Annotated in this window: 17 protein-coding genes; 11 read left to right on the plus strand and 6 right to left on the minus strand. The window is 47.3% G+C overall.

Annotated features, from left to right (window positions below; all coding sequences use genetic code 11):
• Window positions 1–10 precede the first annotated feature (10 nt).
• The 7 genes from P5G61_RS06530 to P5G61_RS06560 all read left to right on the plus strand — a co-directional run bounded on the left by P5G61_RS06530 (window position 11) and on the right by P5G61_RS06560 (window position 5,167).
• Complete coding sequence (locus P5G61_RS06530) at window positions 11–916, plus strand: DUF4261 domain-containing protein (RefSeq protein ID WP_301245612.1); 906 nt, start codon at window positions 11–13, stop codon at window positions 914–916.
• A 185-nt stretch (window positions 917–1,101) separates the two neighbouring features.
• Window positions 1,102–1,497, plus strand: coding sequence for a YtxH domain-containing protein (locus P5G61_RS06535; RefSeq protein ID WP_301245614.1), 396 nt, complete (start codon window positions 1,102–1,104; stop codon window positions 1,495–1,497).
• Window positions 1,498–1,722: 225 nt separating this feature from the next.
• Window positions 1,723–2,532, plus strand: coding sequence for a glutamate racemase (gene racE / locus P5G61_RS06540; RefSeq protein ID WP_301245616.1), 810 nt, complete (start codon window positions 1,723–1,725; stop codon window positions 2,530–2,532).
• Between the two features lie 242 nt (window positions 2,533–2,774).
• Complete coding sequence (locus P5G61_RS06545) at window positions 2,775–3,989, plus strand: M14 family metallopeptidase (RefSeq protein WP_435874080.1); 1,215 nt, start codon at window positions 2,775–2,777, stop codon at window positions 3,987–3,989.
• A gap of 232 nt (window positions 3,990–4,221) precedes the next feature.
• Window positions 4,222–4,479, plus strand: a complete 258-nt coding sequence (locus P5G61_RS06550; protein ID WP_285074524.1) for a hypothetical protein — start codon at window positions 4,222–4,224, stop codon at window positions 4,477–4,479.
• Window positions 4,480–4,621: 142 nt separating this feature from the next.
• Window positions 4,622–4,924 (plus strand): iron-sulfur cluster assembly accessory protein, encoded by a 303-nt coding sequence (locus tag P5G61_RS06555; RefSeq protein ID WP_301245619.1) that lies wholly within the window; start codon window positions 4,622–4,624, stop codon window positions 4,922–4,924.
• Window positions 4,925–4,945: 21 nt separating this feature from the next.
• Window positions 4,946–5,167, plus strand: a complete 222-nt coding sequence (locus tag P5G61_RS06560; RefSeq protein ID WP_024629198.1) for a YuzB family protein — start codon at window positions 4,946–4,948, stop codon at window positions 5,165–5,167.
• Between the two features lie 98 nt (window positions 5,168–5,265).
• Here P5G61_RS06560 and P5G61_RS06565 read toward each other — a convergent pair whose 3' ends face one another.
• Window positions 5,266–5,667: a hypothetical protein gene (locus P5G61_RS06565; RefSeq protein WP_301245621.1), complete on the minus strand. Its 402-nt coding sequence runs from the start codon at window positions 5,665–5,667 to the stop codon at window positions 5,266–5,268.
• Window positions 5,668–5,865: 198 nt separating this feature from the next.
• On the opposite strand from P5G61_RS06565, the gene P5G61_RS06570 reads away from it, so the two are divergent.
• Window positions 5,866–6,147 carry a hypothetical protein gene (locus P5G61_RS06570; RefSeq protein ID WP_024629200.1) on the plus strand — a complete coding sequence of 94 codons (282 nt, stop codon included), beginning with the start codon at window positions 5,866–5,868 and terminating at the stop codon, window positions 6,145–6,147.
• A gap of 173 nt (window positions 6,148–6,320) precedes the next feature.
• Window positions 6,321–7,151, plus strand: a complete 831-nt coding sequence (locus tag P5G61_RS06575; protein WP_301245623.1) for an aldo/keto reductase — start codon at window positions 6,321–6,323, stop codon at window positions 7,149–7,151.
• An 87-nt stretch (window positions 7,152–7,238) separates the two neighbouring features.
• On the opposite strand, the gene P5G61_RS06580 is transcribed toward P5G61_RS06575, so the two are convergent.
• The 4 genes from P5G61_RS06580 to P5G61_RS06595 all read right to left on the minus strand — a co-directional run bounded on the left by P5G61_RS06580 (window position 7,239) and on the right by P5G61_RS06595 (window position 11,992).
• Entirely contained in the window at window positions 7,239–7,973 is a 735-nt protein-coding gene (locus P5G61_RS06580) for a DsbA family oxidoreductase (RefSeq protein ID WP_301245625.1), read from the minus strand.
• Window positions 7,974–8,131: 158 nt separating this feature from the next.
• Window positions 8,132–8,557, minus strand: a complete 426-nt coding sequence (locus P5G61_RS06585; protein ID WP_301245627.1) for a cytidine deaminase — start codon at window positions 8,555–8,557, stop codon at window positions 8,132–8,134.
• A gap of 68 nt (window positions 8,558–8,625) precedes the next feature.
• Window positions 8,626–10,626 (minus strand): LTA synthase family protein, encoded by a 2,001-nt coding sequence (locus P5G61_RS06590; RefSeq protein WP_301245629.1) that lies wholly within the window; start codon window positions 10,624–10,626, stop codon window positions 8,626–8,628.
• Window positions 10,627–10,840: 214 nt separating this feature from the next.
• On the minus strand, window positions 10,841–11,992 hold the full coding sequence (locus P5G61_RS06595) for a THUMP domain-containing class I SAM-dependent RNA methyltransferase (protein WP_301245994.1): 1,152 nt from the start codon (window positions 11,990–11,992) through the stop codon (window positions 10,841–10,843).
• A gap of 241 nt (window positions 11,993–12,233) precedes the next feature.
• Here P5G61_RS06595 and P5G61_RS06600 point away from each other — a divergent pair, with 241 nt between their 5' ends.
• Window positions 12,234–12,866, plus strand: a complete 633-nt coding sequence (locus P5G61_RS06600; RefSeq protein WP_099853576.1) for an O-methyltransferase — start codon at window positions 12,234–12,236, stop codon at window positions 12,864–12,866.
• A gap of 102 nt (window positions 12,867–12,968) precedes the next feature.
• Here the strand turns inward: P5G61_RS06600 and P5G61_RS06605 are convergent, their stop codons facing one another.
• Window positions 12,969–14,180: an asparaginase gene (locus tag P5G61_RS06605; protein WP_024629207.1), complete on the minus strand. Its 1,212-nt coding sequence runs from the start codon at window positions 14,178–14,180 to the stop codon at window positions 12,969–12,971.
• Window positions 14,181–14,689: 509 nt separating this feature from the next.
• Between P5G61_RS06605 and P5G61_RS06610 the strand changes: the two genes are divergently transcribed.
• Window positions 14,690–15,895 (plus strand): cytochrome P450, encoded by a 1,206-nt coding sequence (locus P5G61_RS06610; RefSeq protein ID WP_301245633.1) that lies wholly within the window; start codon window positions 14,690–14,692, stop codon window positions 15,893–15,895.
• Window positions 15,896–15,940: the final 45 nt, after the last annotated feature.

A 15,940-nucleotide genomic window follows, 5' to 3' on the forward strand; every position in this document is an offset into this window, starting at 1 on the left:
GGGAAGCAGCATGACGAACGAATGGAAAGATGATCAAGAAGGAAATCATGAAACGAATGATATACCATCCGGATTTCATCCGGTATATATGATTGAGCTGTTATTTCAGGAACGTCCTGTTATCGATCAGGGGCGTTTGCAGGATGCCATGAGCCGTCATACCGGACAAGTCCGGCTTGACGTGAAGCAGGGCAATGCAGAACATAATCCCGAGATGCTGGTTTTCTACCATCTGGACCATAAGGTTTCTTTTCAGGAAGGTAACATTCCGGCACAGACTTGTGTGCTCCCTGTTACTGAAATTGTAGATCGTGCCCGCTTTGGAGGGGCTTTACAGCAAGCCTGGCACTGGCCAGAAGCAGGACAAGCTATGGAAACGATCCAATATTCCATCCGTCTTCACGATATGTTCACTGCTGCCATGCCGCGCAAACAGCGACTTGAATTGTTCCAAAAGACGATTCAGGCAGTCATGGAAGTGTTGCCTTGCGACGCATTGTACTGGTACGGCAGTGACAAATTGGTTGAACCGGAAGCTTATATGCTGTCACAGGAGCGTGAGGAACATCTATACGCTGCGATGAATGTGCGCATGTATCAGGCTGGAGGTACGGAGGAACAGCGTCAGCTGGTAATGGACACGGTAGGATTGTCGGCACTTGGTGTGCCTGATGTACAGTGTCATTTCATTGGACTAGATCCAGATACGGTAGCCCAGACATTACTGGGTGCCGCCTATTACATATTTGATCAGGGAGATGTTCTGCAAGATGGACAGACGCTGGGATCTTCCGGCGGACGACGCTGGCGTTGTGAGCATCAGGCGGCGATGATTGCACCGGGACGATATGTAATTGATCTGGACCCGGGGGATGAACATGCGGCTGCTCCGCTTGAGCCGGCCCGGCAGACCTGAGGCGTATTACTATAACGTCAGCAGGTGCGGGGACGGTATCCAAAATTTTTTTGGTATCCGAGTGTCAGGTCAAGCCCTTGCTGCTTATACTGCATCAACAGAGTAGGCATTCGCCCGGATTGACGAGCAACAGTCCGTTGCTTGGTTATTCGGTACTTCATTTAAGGTAAAGGGAGAGATGCGACGTGAAGGATTCTAACAAAAGTTTGTTGTGGGGAGCATTAATCGGCTCGGTTGTAGGTTCGGTGACAGCTCTGCTGCTGGCGCCAAAATCAGGACGCGAACTGCGTCAAGATATTTCGGAAGGTGCACGTCAGGTGAGTGAGAAGGGTCAGGAATTGGCTAGCAAGGTAGGCGAACAAAGCGCACAGATCGTATCCAAAGTAAAAGAGACGGCGGATGTCGTAATCCAGGATATTCAATCCTGGCGCAATTGCGCTGAAGGTAAAGAAGTGCGCGTATCCGCAGTTATTACGGATTCCGATTCTTCCATTGATTCAGCTGCGGACAATGCAGTGAATGAGTCGGGTATTGAAGTCATCGCGAAGCTTCCTGCTGATGATTCCAAAGACAACATCTAAAGCTAAGCTTGAACGTGAGCAGGCTTTCCTCCATCTGGAGGGGAGCCTGTTTTGTTGTGCGTGGTCGTGCAGAACCTGTACAATACGGCATTTTGTTTGAACCCTGCGATGAAATCGGGTAAGATGTAGGTACCTTTTTGCCTGAAAATTCATACGGTAGGAAGAAAGCTCTGGGAACCAATTTGTTAACAGAACCAATTCAATGAAGAAGGAAGCGGTGTGTTCGTGCAGCAAGCAATCGCTATATTAGACTCCGGTGTAGGGGGATTGACTGTCGCCAAGGAAGTGATGCGTCAGCTCCCACGGGAAAAGATCATATATTTTGGAGATACCGCCCGAACACCGTACGGACCCCGTTCGTCCGAACAAGTTAAACAATTCACGGAACAAATCGTTGATTTCTTGATCCAGTTCGATCCGAAGGTTATCGTTATCGCCTGCAATACGGCTACGGCAGCAGCGCTCGAATATATTCGAGCCAAGGTGAATGTGCCTGTTATCGGTGTCATTCATCCAGGAGCACGAGCAGCCATCACAGCCACACGCACAGGACGCATCGGTGTCATTGGCACTGTAGGAACGATTGGAAGTGGTGCATATACCTCTGCACTTAAACAATTGTCTCCATACATTGATGTGGTCAGTCAGGCATGTCCGGCACTTGTGCCACTGGTGGAGCAAGGCGAATTCCGTTCCGAGCAAACGACAAGTACGGTGGAGCAATCTTTGGGCCAGATCAAACAACAGCCTATTGATTGTCTTATTCTGGGTTGTACGCACTATCCTTTTCTCATGGAAACCATTCAGGAGGTTATGGGACAGGAAGTGAAGCTGATCAGTTCGGCAGATGAAACGGCGAGGGAAATCAGTACGATTTTGTATGATAAACGAAAGCTGGCCAGTGGGGATGAGACGCCGGTACATCAGTTTTTTTGCACAGGGGACCCACGTATGTTCCAGAATATTACCCGCCAATGGTTGGGAGAGCAAATCTCCAAAACACCAGTTGTGTGGCAGGTTACGCAATTATCATAGCGATTTTTTTTGATTTCTATGGCTTTTAAGAATCCCGGAACCTAAGCGTTCCGGGATTTTTATGTTCGGATAGAAAAGTAGAAGAGCTTCGGAAGATCAGCACGTTTTTCTTATGTTGGCGGGATTTGCGCGATTCATGTCACATGACGGACAACCAGCTCCGCATACATATTACATACAGTATGGAACAGACGAGAAAAGAACAGGAGATTACAACGTTTCCTAAGGGAAAGGAGATCAACATGGAGCTGCAATGGATCATTGTTCATCAGGGAGATACCTTATCGCGTATTGCGGCAGCAAATCATATGACCAAGGAGCTGCTGGCCTCTCTTAACCCGGAAGCAGCTTCCCAGCCCTATTTGCTGACAGGACAGATGCTGCGCATTACGCCGGGAACAGGACGCAGATATGCAGTGCAGCCGGGGGAGAAGGTAGGCGTGATTGCATTACGTTTTGGACTGAATGAAGAAGAATTGCGAAAGGCCAATCCAGAAATAGCGAACATTCCGGACTGGTGCGGACGATGTATTCATATTCCCGATTCAAATGGAAAAACTATCGTAAAGTTGCAGGGAGAGTATGGTTACCGTGAAATGAACCGTGATATCGGTTTGTTGGAAAAGAAGTATCCATTTATCAAAAGTGGCTCGATTGGCAGCAGTGTCATGGGCAAGGCTTTGCCTTATCTGCGTTTGGGTCAAGGACCCAGACATATTCATGTCAACGCCTCTGTTCATGCGAATGAGTGGCTGACAACGGCGGTTCTGATGCGGTTCATTGAAGAATATGCGAAAGCCTACAGCACGAATACGCCATGGCATCAATTTCAGACGGAGCGATGGATGCAGGAAACCACGCTGTGGGCTGTACCCATGGTCAATCCGGATGGAGTTGAATTGGTACAAGAGGGCGTAGTTAATGACCATCCTCATGCAGAAGAATTGCTGGAATGGAATGCCGGTCGCTCCCATTTTACGCATTGGAAGTCCAATATCAGGGGGGTTGACCTTAACGATCAATTCCCGGCTTATTGGGAGGAAGAGGCAGCTAGAAGAGGGATAACGTCCCCAGGGCCAAGAGATTATGCGGGAGTCGCTCCCTTATCGGAACCGGAGGCGTTGGCACTTGCACAGTGGACCGAGCAGCATCCATTCGATGCTGTCGTTTCACTGCACAGTCAGGGGCAGGAAATTTATTGGAACTACCGAGATTTGGAGCCGAAGGAGAGTGCTCCACTTTCACGAAGACTGGCTAGGGCTTCAGGATACAAGGCAGTCAAACTGGGTGGGAGCGATGCAGGATACAAAGACTGGTTCATTCAGAGGTTTCGGAAGCCTGGTTTCACGGTAGAAGTGGGTCTGGGGGTAAACCCGCTCCCCATGGATCAATTTGATGATATCTGCGTGGAGGTTGGTATGCTGTTGGCTGAATTATTATCAGATCGAGAGCACTAACGGGAAAGAGCGAGAATCTATATAACCTGACTTCACATAATTTGGATGGGAAGACATGAAACTTACGGGTTGTCCACTCGTATAACAGGAACGGGCGCTGCTACCGGCGTTCGTTTTTTTATCTGTAAGTTGCATCATTCGTTCCGAATCGTTCTGAGCGGGTAATAATGGGTGTGACGATTACGTGTATTCGTTTTATTTTTTGGTGTAATAATCATACGGAGGGGTTCATATGAAGTGGAGAAGACTGCTGTCGTTCAAACGATGGACACAAGTATTCAAACGGCTGCCGCGTCTGTTGCGGGCTCCGCAAATCCCTTTGGGAGAGAAGCTGCTGTTTATCATCCCGGCGCTGCTCTACTGGGTTCTTCCAGACGTGATGCCGTTTATGCCTATAGATGATATTGGTGTCACGCTGCTGCTGATGAACTGGTTTGTAAGTCGTGCGGAGCGCAAATATCCGGTGCTTACAGCGGATACGTCGTCTTAACTAGAGACGAAATGGGTGGTATTCACATCGATTTTGCATCAATGTTATTGCGGAACGCAGTAACTTTCTTTACAATAGATGCTGGAGTTTAGAAATGCTGAAATTGTTGAAACCAGCAATTACGATATAGGAGATGAATGGAATGAATTGCAAAATTACACGTAATGCCGCAAAAGTATTGAAACTTGAACTGGACAAGCCTGAGAACGAAGGTAAAATGCTGCGCGTTGTAATCACACATGCGCATGGAGATCATGCCCACTACGGACTTGATATTGATACGCCAAAAGAAAATGATACGGTAGTATCAACGGATAAAGAGATTGACGTCATTCTTGAGAATGACCAACCTTTGCTGGATGGCGTTAAAATTGATTACCTCTACTTCCCTGAAGAAGGATTCGTTATTACGAACCCATCCAAGGGCAACCACGGCGACCACTAAGGGAGCGAAGAAGGGGAACTCATGGCTAACGATATCCGCGTATGCGAAAAATGTAATCATATCAGACTAAAATCGATTGTAGCCAAGTTGGAGAAAATGGCTCCGGATACGGAGATCAAGATTGGTTGCAAATCGTATTGCGGTCCTTGCGCGAAGCGTGCTTTTGTCTTCATCAACGGTCGGTATATCAGTGCTCCGTCAGAAGAAGAAGTGCTTGCGAAAGTAGCGAAATTCGTGAAGTAATTGTATGGAAATGCAGTGGGCAGAGCAAACTTGTCTACGAAGGTAAAGAGAGGCTGTGGCCTCTCTTTTTTTAGTTTGTGATGGGAAAAGGCCCGGGATTAAAAGGTGAAGCCCGGCATCATTTCAACAATCTCGAAGGTATCCTCTTGAAATACAATGGCGATGATCGTATCGCTTTTTTTCAAAAAATGAACATGACCCAGGCGCTCTTCCTCCAACTCAACCCATCCCGCTTCGGATAACTTCTCAAAATAATCGGATGGTACATATAACCCCTGTTCTCCTCCGATATGTTTCAATTCATATTTAATGCCTTCTTTATAGTTTGGATTGTCTGAATATGCCGTTAGGCTGAGCTGCTTTGCATTCACGGGAACCGGAATTTCGTTATTAATGGAGGAGCCTGTATATCCCGTAATTTCATACGTCGAAGCTGTTGTACAGCCACTGATCAGTAGCAATAAAGGTACCAGAATGAAAAGAAACCAAGAGTATTTCAAAACCAAACCTCCTTGTAAAAAAGGTACTTATCAAATAAACGCAGCAAACCCGGAAAAGGTTATACATAATTGATATTCATATTTAATTTGGGGAAAAGCGAAGCAATCCGTCATTGTTTCAGCAAAACAAGAATAAGGAAGGCCGATGTCAACCATCCTAAAGGGGTAACAGGAACATGATCCCAAGGAGGAATACTCATGCCGAAGCGTTATGATTCCAGTTTGCAAGCCGATACAACCGTATCCCAGGCGCAGAATGCAGTGAACAAACTTCATTTTGCCGTTTCCCAGGCAATGTCACATCCAACTGAACAGACCATTGAACAGGCAGAACGCCGTTTGGCGCATACCGAGCAGGCCATGCGTCAAGCCGAACTTTCGCTTGGAGGTCAGGGCGTTGAGCTGGCAGAAGAGATGTTCATTGAGGAGAAGAGAAGATTAAACTCGATCCAGAGTCAGAATGGGCAAGGGGATCTATAGGCGTTCCTGTCACACCAGAACCCGCAGAGCAGTAGTGCTTTGCGGGTTATTTATGTCTTTTTTGAATGGTCCAGAGAAAGGATCTCAGCCAAACTGTATGTAACATGCCGCTTAAAATTTTATAAGAAGGTTAATAGACCAAGAGCAGGCAAATTTCACACAGGAGGTACAGAATGACAAAACATATTACAGATTGTACGATTCTGAACAACGGCGTGACGATGCCATGGCTGGGATTTGGGACTTATCGAGCGAAGGGCAAAGAAGTACAGCAAGCAGTGGAGACTGCATTGGAAGTCGGATATCGCAGCATTGATACGGCGTCCGTTTATGGAAATGAAGAGGAAGTTGGACAAGCTATTGCGGGCAGTGGCATTGCCCGGAATGAGCTGTTCGTGACAACCAAGCTATGGAATGAGGATCAGGGGTTTGACTCGACCTTGAGGGCATTTGAGGCCAGTCAGAAGGCGCTTGGATTGAATGTCATTGATCTATACTTAATTCACTGGCCTGGCAGAGACCAGTATAAAGAGACGTGGAGAGCATTCGAACGTCTATATAGCGAAGGAAGCGTACGAGCGATTGGTGTGAGTAATTTCGAAGTGCACCATCTGCGCGATATCATAGAAGAAGGTGGAACCGTGCCTGCGGTGAATCAGGTGGAGCTGCATCCCGGTCTGATTCAACAGGAGCTGCAGGATTTCTGTGGGGAACAGGGCATTCAACTGGAGGCATGGAGCCCGATTATGAGAGGCAAGCTGAACAAGGAATCGGCTTTGAAAAGTCTGGCCCAGAAATATGGAAAAACACCGGCACAGGTTATTCTGCGCTGGGATATTCAGAACCAGATTGTGACGATTCCGAAGTCGGTTACGCCTGAGCGGATTCGTGAGAATGCGGACATCTTTGATTTTGAGTTGACCCCGGATGAATTGAAACTGATTGATGCGCTGGATTCGGATAAACGTACGGGACCGCACCCGGATCAGCTATTTTGGGATTGAGCATGCAGCTCAATTTCGAAATAAGTGGGTAAAAGAAAGAAAAAAGCAGCAGGATCAGGGATAACCCTTGATCCTGCTGCTTTTGTGTTATTTGGATGAGTCAGGTTGCGGAACCTCGCAGCCGTCTTCTGTGCATACTCCGCTGCCATCTGCGTCAGTGGTGCTGGACTCCACCATGGTGAAAGGGGAGCGTTCGTCCCATGCTTTCTGGATAGCGTCAAGGAACACCTCATCCGGTTGAGCGCCAGATACAGCGAACTTGCGGTCAAATACGAAGAACGGTACACCCCGAATGCCTAACTGCTCACCTTCGGCCTGGTCGGCACGAACCTGCTCTGCGAATTGATTACTGGACAACACTTCTGCTGCTGCATTGCGATCCAGACCCACTTCTTCAGCCAACTCGATAAGGACATCGGTATTGCCGACATGTTTACCTTCGATGAAGATTGCTTGAAACAGTCGTTCGCTCAGCTCAAGCATTTTCCCTTGTGTTTCTGCCCAATGGGTCAGGCGGTGAGCAGAGAAGGAGTTGGTAGGGATCATCTCATCAATGTTGTATTCCAGTCCAGCCGTGCGAGCATTGGCATTCATCTGGGCATTCATGCCACGTGCCTGCTCCACACTCATATTGTATTTGGCAGCCAGATATTCTGCGTTGGTTTTGCCGCTGTTCAATTCAGCATTTGGATCGAGTTCAAAACTTTTGAACTGTAATTTCACTTCATCACGGTGTGGGAATTGTGCCAGTACATTCTCCAGGCGACGTTTGCCAATATAACAGAAAGGACACATAAAGTCGGACCATATTTCAATATTCATTCATTAAAACCTCCATCATTTTTAAATGAAACCAATACAGTTACAATTATATAGCGACTTTCTAACATTCGCAAGGTTGTGGTACAGCCAGCTACCCAAAAAAAGAAAGTGCTGAAGCGTGCAACGGATTGCAGCCTCAACACTTATCGTTTAACTTCCTACTTATCCCGGTATGCCTTGGTCCAATGATAAGGCTGGATTTCGTCCAATCTCTTGTATATTATAGCTCCATCCGGATCGTACACGGCAGCCTTTACATCTTCTCCCCAGAAAAACAATCGTTCCTGGCACACACCGCAGGGGGTGAGAACCTTGAATTCCGAGTGCTCATCGTCGCGTGCCACACAGATTGAGTGGGTGACCCGCTCGTTTAATTTGTGGGCTTCCAGATAGGCTCCTGTTTCCATACACAGGTGCGTGGCGTCATTAATTACTTCTGGAGCTACGCTGATTAAGAGCGAACCTGCTTCGGTATATACAGCAGCAGCGCCGCCCCACCCTTGAGGGTAGCGAAGTTTGACAAAGTTAGCAGCTTCTTCGAACAGCTTTTGTTCAATATTGAATGGGACTGGTTGTGCTGTCATGGTCATGCATTAGCTCCATTTCATTGTAGTGTCGGGTTAAATTACGTCAGCGTGCCGCTCCGTATCTGTTAGGTTGCGGAATCAGACGTTTGCTCCTTGCGAAAACGCGAGATCAGGTCAAACGTGTTGACTGTATCTGACACATGCAGTCGCATTGTCGCTTCATCGTAACCAGATCGGCAAGCATTAATATCCGTTTTGGCGCCCGTAGACAGATCGTAACAGGAGCCACTGTCATACAGGTAATCATCTGAAGGGATATAGAACAAGGAGCTATCCGTGAACGCACCAGTGCGCAATACCACCATGCGGGAGGAACCGTCGTACACATCGTTGCCCATATGGTAGTAGGATTGATCTGATATACCGAGCAGATGCAGAACGGAAGGTGTAATATCCAGCTGTCCTGCTGGCTCGTCAATCGTTCCGGCTTTGGCTCCGTCGGGCAGATGCACCAGCAAAGGCACTTCGTTCATAATTTGCTCCATATCCAGATCATTCAGCGAGCGTCCAAGAAATTTCTCATATTGTGGTTGTTCCTTAATGGAATTATCGTGATCCCCATAGAACATGAAGATCGTTTTGTCCCACAAACCCCGGTTTTTCAGGTCTTCCACCATGCTGCCGAGCGCAGAATCGACGTAATGTACGGATTGCAGATAGTCTCCAAACATCGTTCCTTGGAATTCCCCGACATCCAGCTGTTGTTTATCTTGGGGTAACGCGTATGGATGATGACTGGTCAGTGTAATCAGGAATGAATAGAACGGCTCAGTAACCTCATTGCTCATTTTCTCAACCGATTGGCGGAAAAAGGACTCATCCGACAGGGACCAGCCAAGCGGGTCATCCTGTTCATAATCATTTTTACTGTAAAACTTGTCATACTTCATATTCTGATACATCGTATAGCGATTCCAAAATCCGCTCTCATAGGCATGAAATACATTCGTACTGTAACCCTGATCCTTCAAGATCGAAGGCAGGGAATCATAGCTGTGGTCTGCGTAACGGACAAAAGCGGACCCAACCGACAGTGGATGCAGCGAAATATTCGCTCCAAAGTCAGCATCTGACGTGCGGCCCTGACCTGTCTGGTGATAAAAATGACTATAGTACTGGCTTTCTTTCATCAGCTCGTTAAAATGAGGCGTGATTTCCTGACCGCCAATGCTCTGACCAATCATGAAATTCATAAAGGCTTCGCCTTGAACAATGATGACATTGCTGTCTTTGTACTTGCCGAACATCGCATCCTTCAGAGGCTCAGCCTGTTGTCTGTTGGCAAAAAAAGCTTTCGCCTGCTCCAGATCTGTAGGATCGACCTTTGGACCAGAGCCCAGATGGTCTTTGGCGTAGTTGTATAGATCATAGCCATGAAAAGCAAGAAGTCCAGTAACATTATACATGGACACGTTCCACCAGTTGTTATCAAACAAGCCTTTCGCCCAGGTTTTACTATAATAATAAATCGGACCTACCGCGAGCCCAAGACCCAATATTAGAGCGATGCTGCCCGCAGTGAGTCGACGACGCCAGCTTGGTTTGCCAGAGCTTGACGAGTAAGAGTTCAACCCGTTCGAATATGCGCTGGAACGTCCACCACGGCGGTGACGTTTACTGAATAGCAGGATCGCTGCGTATGGGATGATCACAAGCCAATCAACAAAGAACCACAGATCACTGGCGTGGATGAGCGTGGCAATACTGTCACCCAGAGCATCGACCTGTCTGGCTTGCATCAATACAGGAATCGTCAGAAAATCCTGGAAGTAGCGATAATAAACCATATCGGCATAGATCAGTGCAGTAAGCAGCAGATGGATTACAACGAGCGATAGGATCATGCTCCGGCGAGGCAGCCACCAGGTCCAGAAGGACAGAAGCAGCAGCGAACCGATGGCAATTACTTTGTCCAGAAGCCCCATCGTAATGTTGTAGGCATGCAGATTGTGATGGAGCCACATTAATTTGAGTAGCATGAGTACAAGGAAAATAAGGTATAACGTAAGTGGATGATTCAGAAGCCCGCGCGGCGTAAGGCTGCGTGTTGGCTTAGTGACAAACATATATGTCTCCTCCCAGGTGAATGGTTTTGTTAACGGAATGTAAAATAGGGCTCCATCCATTATAGCGTGGTGTCATGGCTTTTCAACTATGCCCAGGGGAGAAATACTTCATGTGGAAGCAGCGTGACCAAGATCAATCATAGCTCTTCCGAAATACATACAAAAAAAGCGCCCCAGCCATGGAGGGCGGGGGCGCTCTATCATTACCATTTTATTATTGTTGAGGTGTTTTATTTCGTGGAGGCAGTGGGCCCAGATATTGATAGTACTGGGTTTCAATACGTCCATTGAACAATTTCCGACGCTTGTCAGCCTTGTGACCGAAATATTCTTCAAAGGCTTTGGTTGACGTGATTGCAAAAAAGGACCATGTCGGCATGTCGAGGTAACTGCGCCCTAATGAGCGGAGCAACTTTTGAACTTCTTTTTCTTCACTTAACCGTTCACCATATGGGGGGTTAGTAATGATAACACCATATTCGCCTTGTGGTCTTGCACGATGAGCGGGCAGAACGCTGACTTCAATGTCTTTGGCGAAGCCTGCACTCTTGATTGCAGCCTGAGCTACTTCAATCGCTTCCGGATCAATGTCGCTGCCTGAAATCTGTAACGGGATATCATCGCGCACAGCATCAAATGCTTCTTCACGCGCTTGTTCCCATAATTCTTCTGGAATGACAGCCCAGTCCTCTGAGTTGAAGGTCCGACGAAGTCCTGGTGCAATGTTCCAGCCGATCATGGCGGCTTCGATCAGCATTGTGCCTGATCCGCAACATGGATCATAGAAGGGGCGGGATACATTCCAGCGACTGAGCTGAATAAGAGCCGCTGCAAGTGTTTCTTTGAGTGGCGCTTCGGTGACGAGTTTACGGTAACCCCGTTTGTGAAGACCTGGTCCGGTCGTATCCAAAGTAAGCAGGGCGCGATCGTTCAGCAAAATGACTTCAATCACATAACGAGACCCATCTTCGGGGAACCACTCGGTATCATAGGTCAACTTCAGTTTCTCCACGATTGCTTTCTTCACGATCCCTTGTGATGCAGGCACACTGCTTAGCTGGGATTTGTGGGAGCGACCCTCTACAGGGAATTCGCCGTCGGCTGGAATCCACTCTTCCCAAGGCAGTGCTTTGGTACCTTCAAACAATTCATCGAATGTTGTAGCAGGGAATTCACCCATTTTGACCAAAACGCGATCCGAACTTCTCAACCACAGATTACACCGGCAAATATCAATATAATCTCCAGTGAAGTAAACCCGTCCATTGTCGATCGTAGCATCCTCATACCCCAGTTGTTTCAGTTCCCGGGCGACAACAGCCTCGAGTCCCATCGCCGAGGTCGCAATCAATTGCAATTGAGCCATGTGATTCATTTCAACTCCATTTCAAGCCGGAGAAGGAAACTCCTTCTCTCCGCTGTATAGTAACGGTGCGGCCTTGCCGCTTTCCGTGAAAAAACTTACAATGAGAAATGCGGTGAGCTTATGCATTCATCTCTTAGAGGTGATGCGGCAGTCAACCGCCTGTGTTTGACAACAAACATTTATTATAGAACATTGGCATCCATATGAAAAGCAGTCCAAGTGTCCAAGGAGGATTATAGCGGTGAATCTGACCCCTGATGAATATGTAAATCAATTATTTCAAGAGGATGATCTCTTGTTAAAGGTAAAAGAAGCCATCCGATCGAACGGCATGCCGGAAGTTTCGGTTGCTGCAGCTTATGGCCGTTTGCTCACTTTTCTCGCGAAAACTTCGAAAGCGGAAGCTGTACTCGAAATCGGTGTGCTGGGCGGATACAGCGGTATCTGTCTCGCTCGCGGTTTAAGTGATGGAGGAACCCTGACTTCGCTGGAACTGAAAGAGGAATACGCAGCGATGGCTCGGGGTCATCTGGAGGAAGGTGGCTTTGGGGATAAGGTCGAATACCGAATTGGCCCCGCAGCCGACAGTCTGGAGCAACTGGCGCAGGAAGGACGTACCTTCGATTTCTTCTTCATTGATGCGGACAAGGAGAATTATCCGGTTTATCTGGATTATGCCATTAAACTCGCGCGGCCAGGGGCGGTCATTGTGGGAGATAACTGTTTCCTGCGCGGTCGTACGCTGAATCCGGATAAGCAAGGCCCGGCTGTGCTTGCCGTTCGTCGCTTCAATGAGCAGATGGCAAGTGATCCGCGCCTTGTAACGACCATGCTGCCGGATTATGATGGTCTGGCTCTGGCCTGGGTGAAGTAAACAAGTTCGGATTAAAAAAACAAGAGACGATCATCCCCTGATTAACAGGGAATGTGTCGTCTCTTGTTTTTTTTCAGAATGAATATAAAGGATGAGATCTTCTTAAACTTCCGGCGTTCCGTAAGTCTCGAACCATTTTTTGATTGTATCGAAATCATCGCTGAAGGATAACCCGAGCATGAGCAAAATGCGTGCTTGCTGAGGACTCAGGTTGTCACCAGCGATAACGCCTTTCCCTCCGCCATATACACTGCCTGAACCTGTCCGAGTGGTCGTTACGAAGATTACGCCATCCTCCACTGCTTTAGTACGGGCTTGTCCCATGGCTTTCGAAATCCCGCCTGCTCCGGTACCGGACGTTACGATTCCTTTGGCTCCGCCACGAACAAATCCTTCAATGGCTTCTCCACCAGCTTCCTGATAGGAAACCGCAATTTCCACTTTGGCGAGATCTGCCTTCGTGATTTTGCTCAGATCAAATGCCGGCTTCAATGTACCTTCAGGCTTCAAGGCGCGTGCAGGAGCACGGTAAATTCGAATATTTTCTTCATCAATATAACCTACTGCACCAAGCATCGGAGTTTCGAACGTATCTGTTCGATAATCATTCGTTTTGGTCACTCCGCGTGCCAGTTGAATGGTATCGTTCAACATCAGCACGGTCCCAAATGAAGTGGTGCGTCCGCTGCCTGCGAGCTTGATGGCGTTGTACAGATTGGCTTGTGCATCCGAGCCGATAACCGTCCAAGGGCGCATGGACCCTGTAATGACAACAGGTTTATCACTTTGAACGGTCATGTCAAGGAAGTAGGCGATCTCCTCCATGGTATCTGTACCGGTGGTAACTACAACGCTGTCATATTGAGCCAGAGCCTTGTCTACTGTCTGTGACAGGTCATAGAGATCAGCCATAGTATAAGATCCTGAACCTGAATTTCCGAATTGGAGTGTGCTAACATCTGCAATCTTCTGTTTGTCCGGTAAGGCGTCGACCATTTCCCCGATCGGGAGTGTACCCGCCTTATAGTTCTGGAAGCTGGTCGCATCCTCGGATTGACCTGCGATCGTACCACCCGTTCCAATGACCAGAACATTAGGCAGAGCGGATTGTTTGAACGAATCCGATAGAGCAGGGATGGTCGTATTGCGAGCCGGAGTGGATGATGTGGTCTGAACTGCACTGGTTGTACCGCTCACTTCTACCGTAGCTGCCTGAGCTGCATAGGTTCCGATTGGGGACAGGGAGATGGTTAGAGCTGTCAAAGCAGCTGTACTCCATACAGCCCAAGGACGAAGATTTGAAGTTTTTTTCATGAAAAGCACTCTCCTTCAGGTTAGTTTCGTGTGATGTTTATTGATGTTTATATGTATATGAATTAAAACGATTGTATTTCATGTTAAATAATATGACAATTATAGATATAGGTAGAGTAATCGGTTACATTGATAGATATGTAGAGTATATAGCTTATTTATAAGGTTTTATGGATAAATATGAGAAGAGGTATAAAGAGGAAGAACTATATAAAAGCATATTAAAAAGAGTTTATATGTCATATTTTATTACATATGAGTCTTTTGTCCTGATAAAATTTAGAAAGGTTTTTGGGGAAAGTATTGCAGGAGCGTCCATAGCAGAAGTGATCTTATACAAAACGGATATCGGACCGAATATGTTAGCAAAACTTGACGATTTTTGTAATGCGTTCTAGGAAAAGAGGCTCAATTATTGCCAAATATTTGTATGGACTTCGCGTTGAGTCTATAATATATGGTGATTTCAATATGTAAATAAATATATATTAATGATTGGAGGAGAAACGATGAACCGAGCACCGAGAAAGTATGCCAATTACATTCCGATCCGGGAACTGGAAGGGGTGGAACAACAATTATCTCCCTTCCAGGTGTACGCTGAGCTTCGTGACAACACTCCAGTCCGCTATGACAACCATCGAGAATGCTGGGATGTTTTCGGTTATGATGATGTGCAATATGTGTTGAAAAATCCAAAACTGTTTTCTTCTGAACGTGATCGTGCTAACGCCAGTATGCTCACTACCGATCCGCCGAAGCACAAGCAACTGCGGGATCTGGTTAATCAGGCGTTTACACCAAAAGCAATCGAAGCATTGGCTCCGCGTATTCAGGAAATTGCGGATGAGTTACTGACTCCACATATTTCAGAAGGTCGTATGCGGCTTATCGACGATCTTGCCACTCCGCTTCCGGTCATTGTGATCGCTGAATTGATTGGAGTCCCTGCCGCAGATCGCCAGAAGTTCAAAGACTGGTCTGATGCACTGGTAAAGGGTGCGCGGGATGACAGTGATGAAGCTTTCCAGGAGTTGATGGAAGAAAAGAGACGTAATCAACAGGAACTGGCGAGCTACTTCACGGCCATTATGGAAGAAAGACGTCAGCGGCCAAAGGATGATCTGATCTCTTTGCTGCTGGCTGCGGAGATTGAAGGGGAGAAGCTGACCGCAGAGGAAGTGGTCGGATTTTGCATATTATTACTTGCTGCCGGCAATGAAACGACGACCAATCTGATTACCAATGCCGTACGTATTCTGTCAGAAAAGCCTGAGCTTCAGCAGCAGCTGCGAGAGCAACCTGAACTTATTCCCTCTGCGGTAGAGGAAACATTACGCTATTATCCGCCGATTGTGGCTATTGGGCGTATTGCCAAAGAAACTGTAGAATTGAACGGTCAAACGATCCAGGCAGGGGAGCAGGTGATTTCCTGGGTAGGATCGGCCAACCGGGACAGTGCTAAATTTGAACAGGCAGAGGAGTTTGTGCCTGACCGCAAACCGAACAGACATATGGGTTTTGGGTTTGGTATTCACTTTTGTCTTGGTGCGCCGCTTGCACGGCTTGAAGCAAGGGTTGTACTTCAGACGATGCTTCGGCAAATGGAAGACATTCAGCTTGAACCGGGAACCGTTCTGCAGCCGATTCAAAGTGCCTTTGTATTTGGTGTGAAAGAATACCCGATTCAATTCGCAAGCCATCAGAATCAATGAATCAACGTTGAGGGTTAGTCCAATTGAATATAAAAAATACCAAAA

The sequence above is a fragment of the Paenibacillus vandeheii genome (assembly GCF_030433635.1).
Classification (GTDB): domain Bacteria; phylum Bacillota; class Bacilli; order Paenibacillales; family Paenibacillaceae; genus Paenibacillus; species Paenibacillus vandeheii.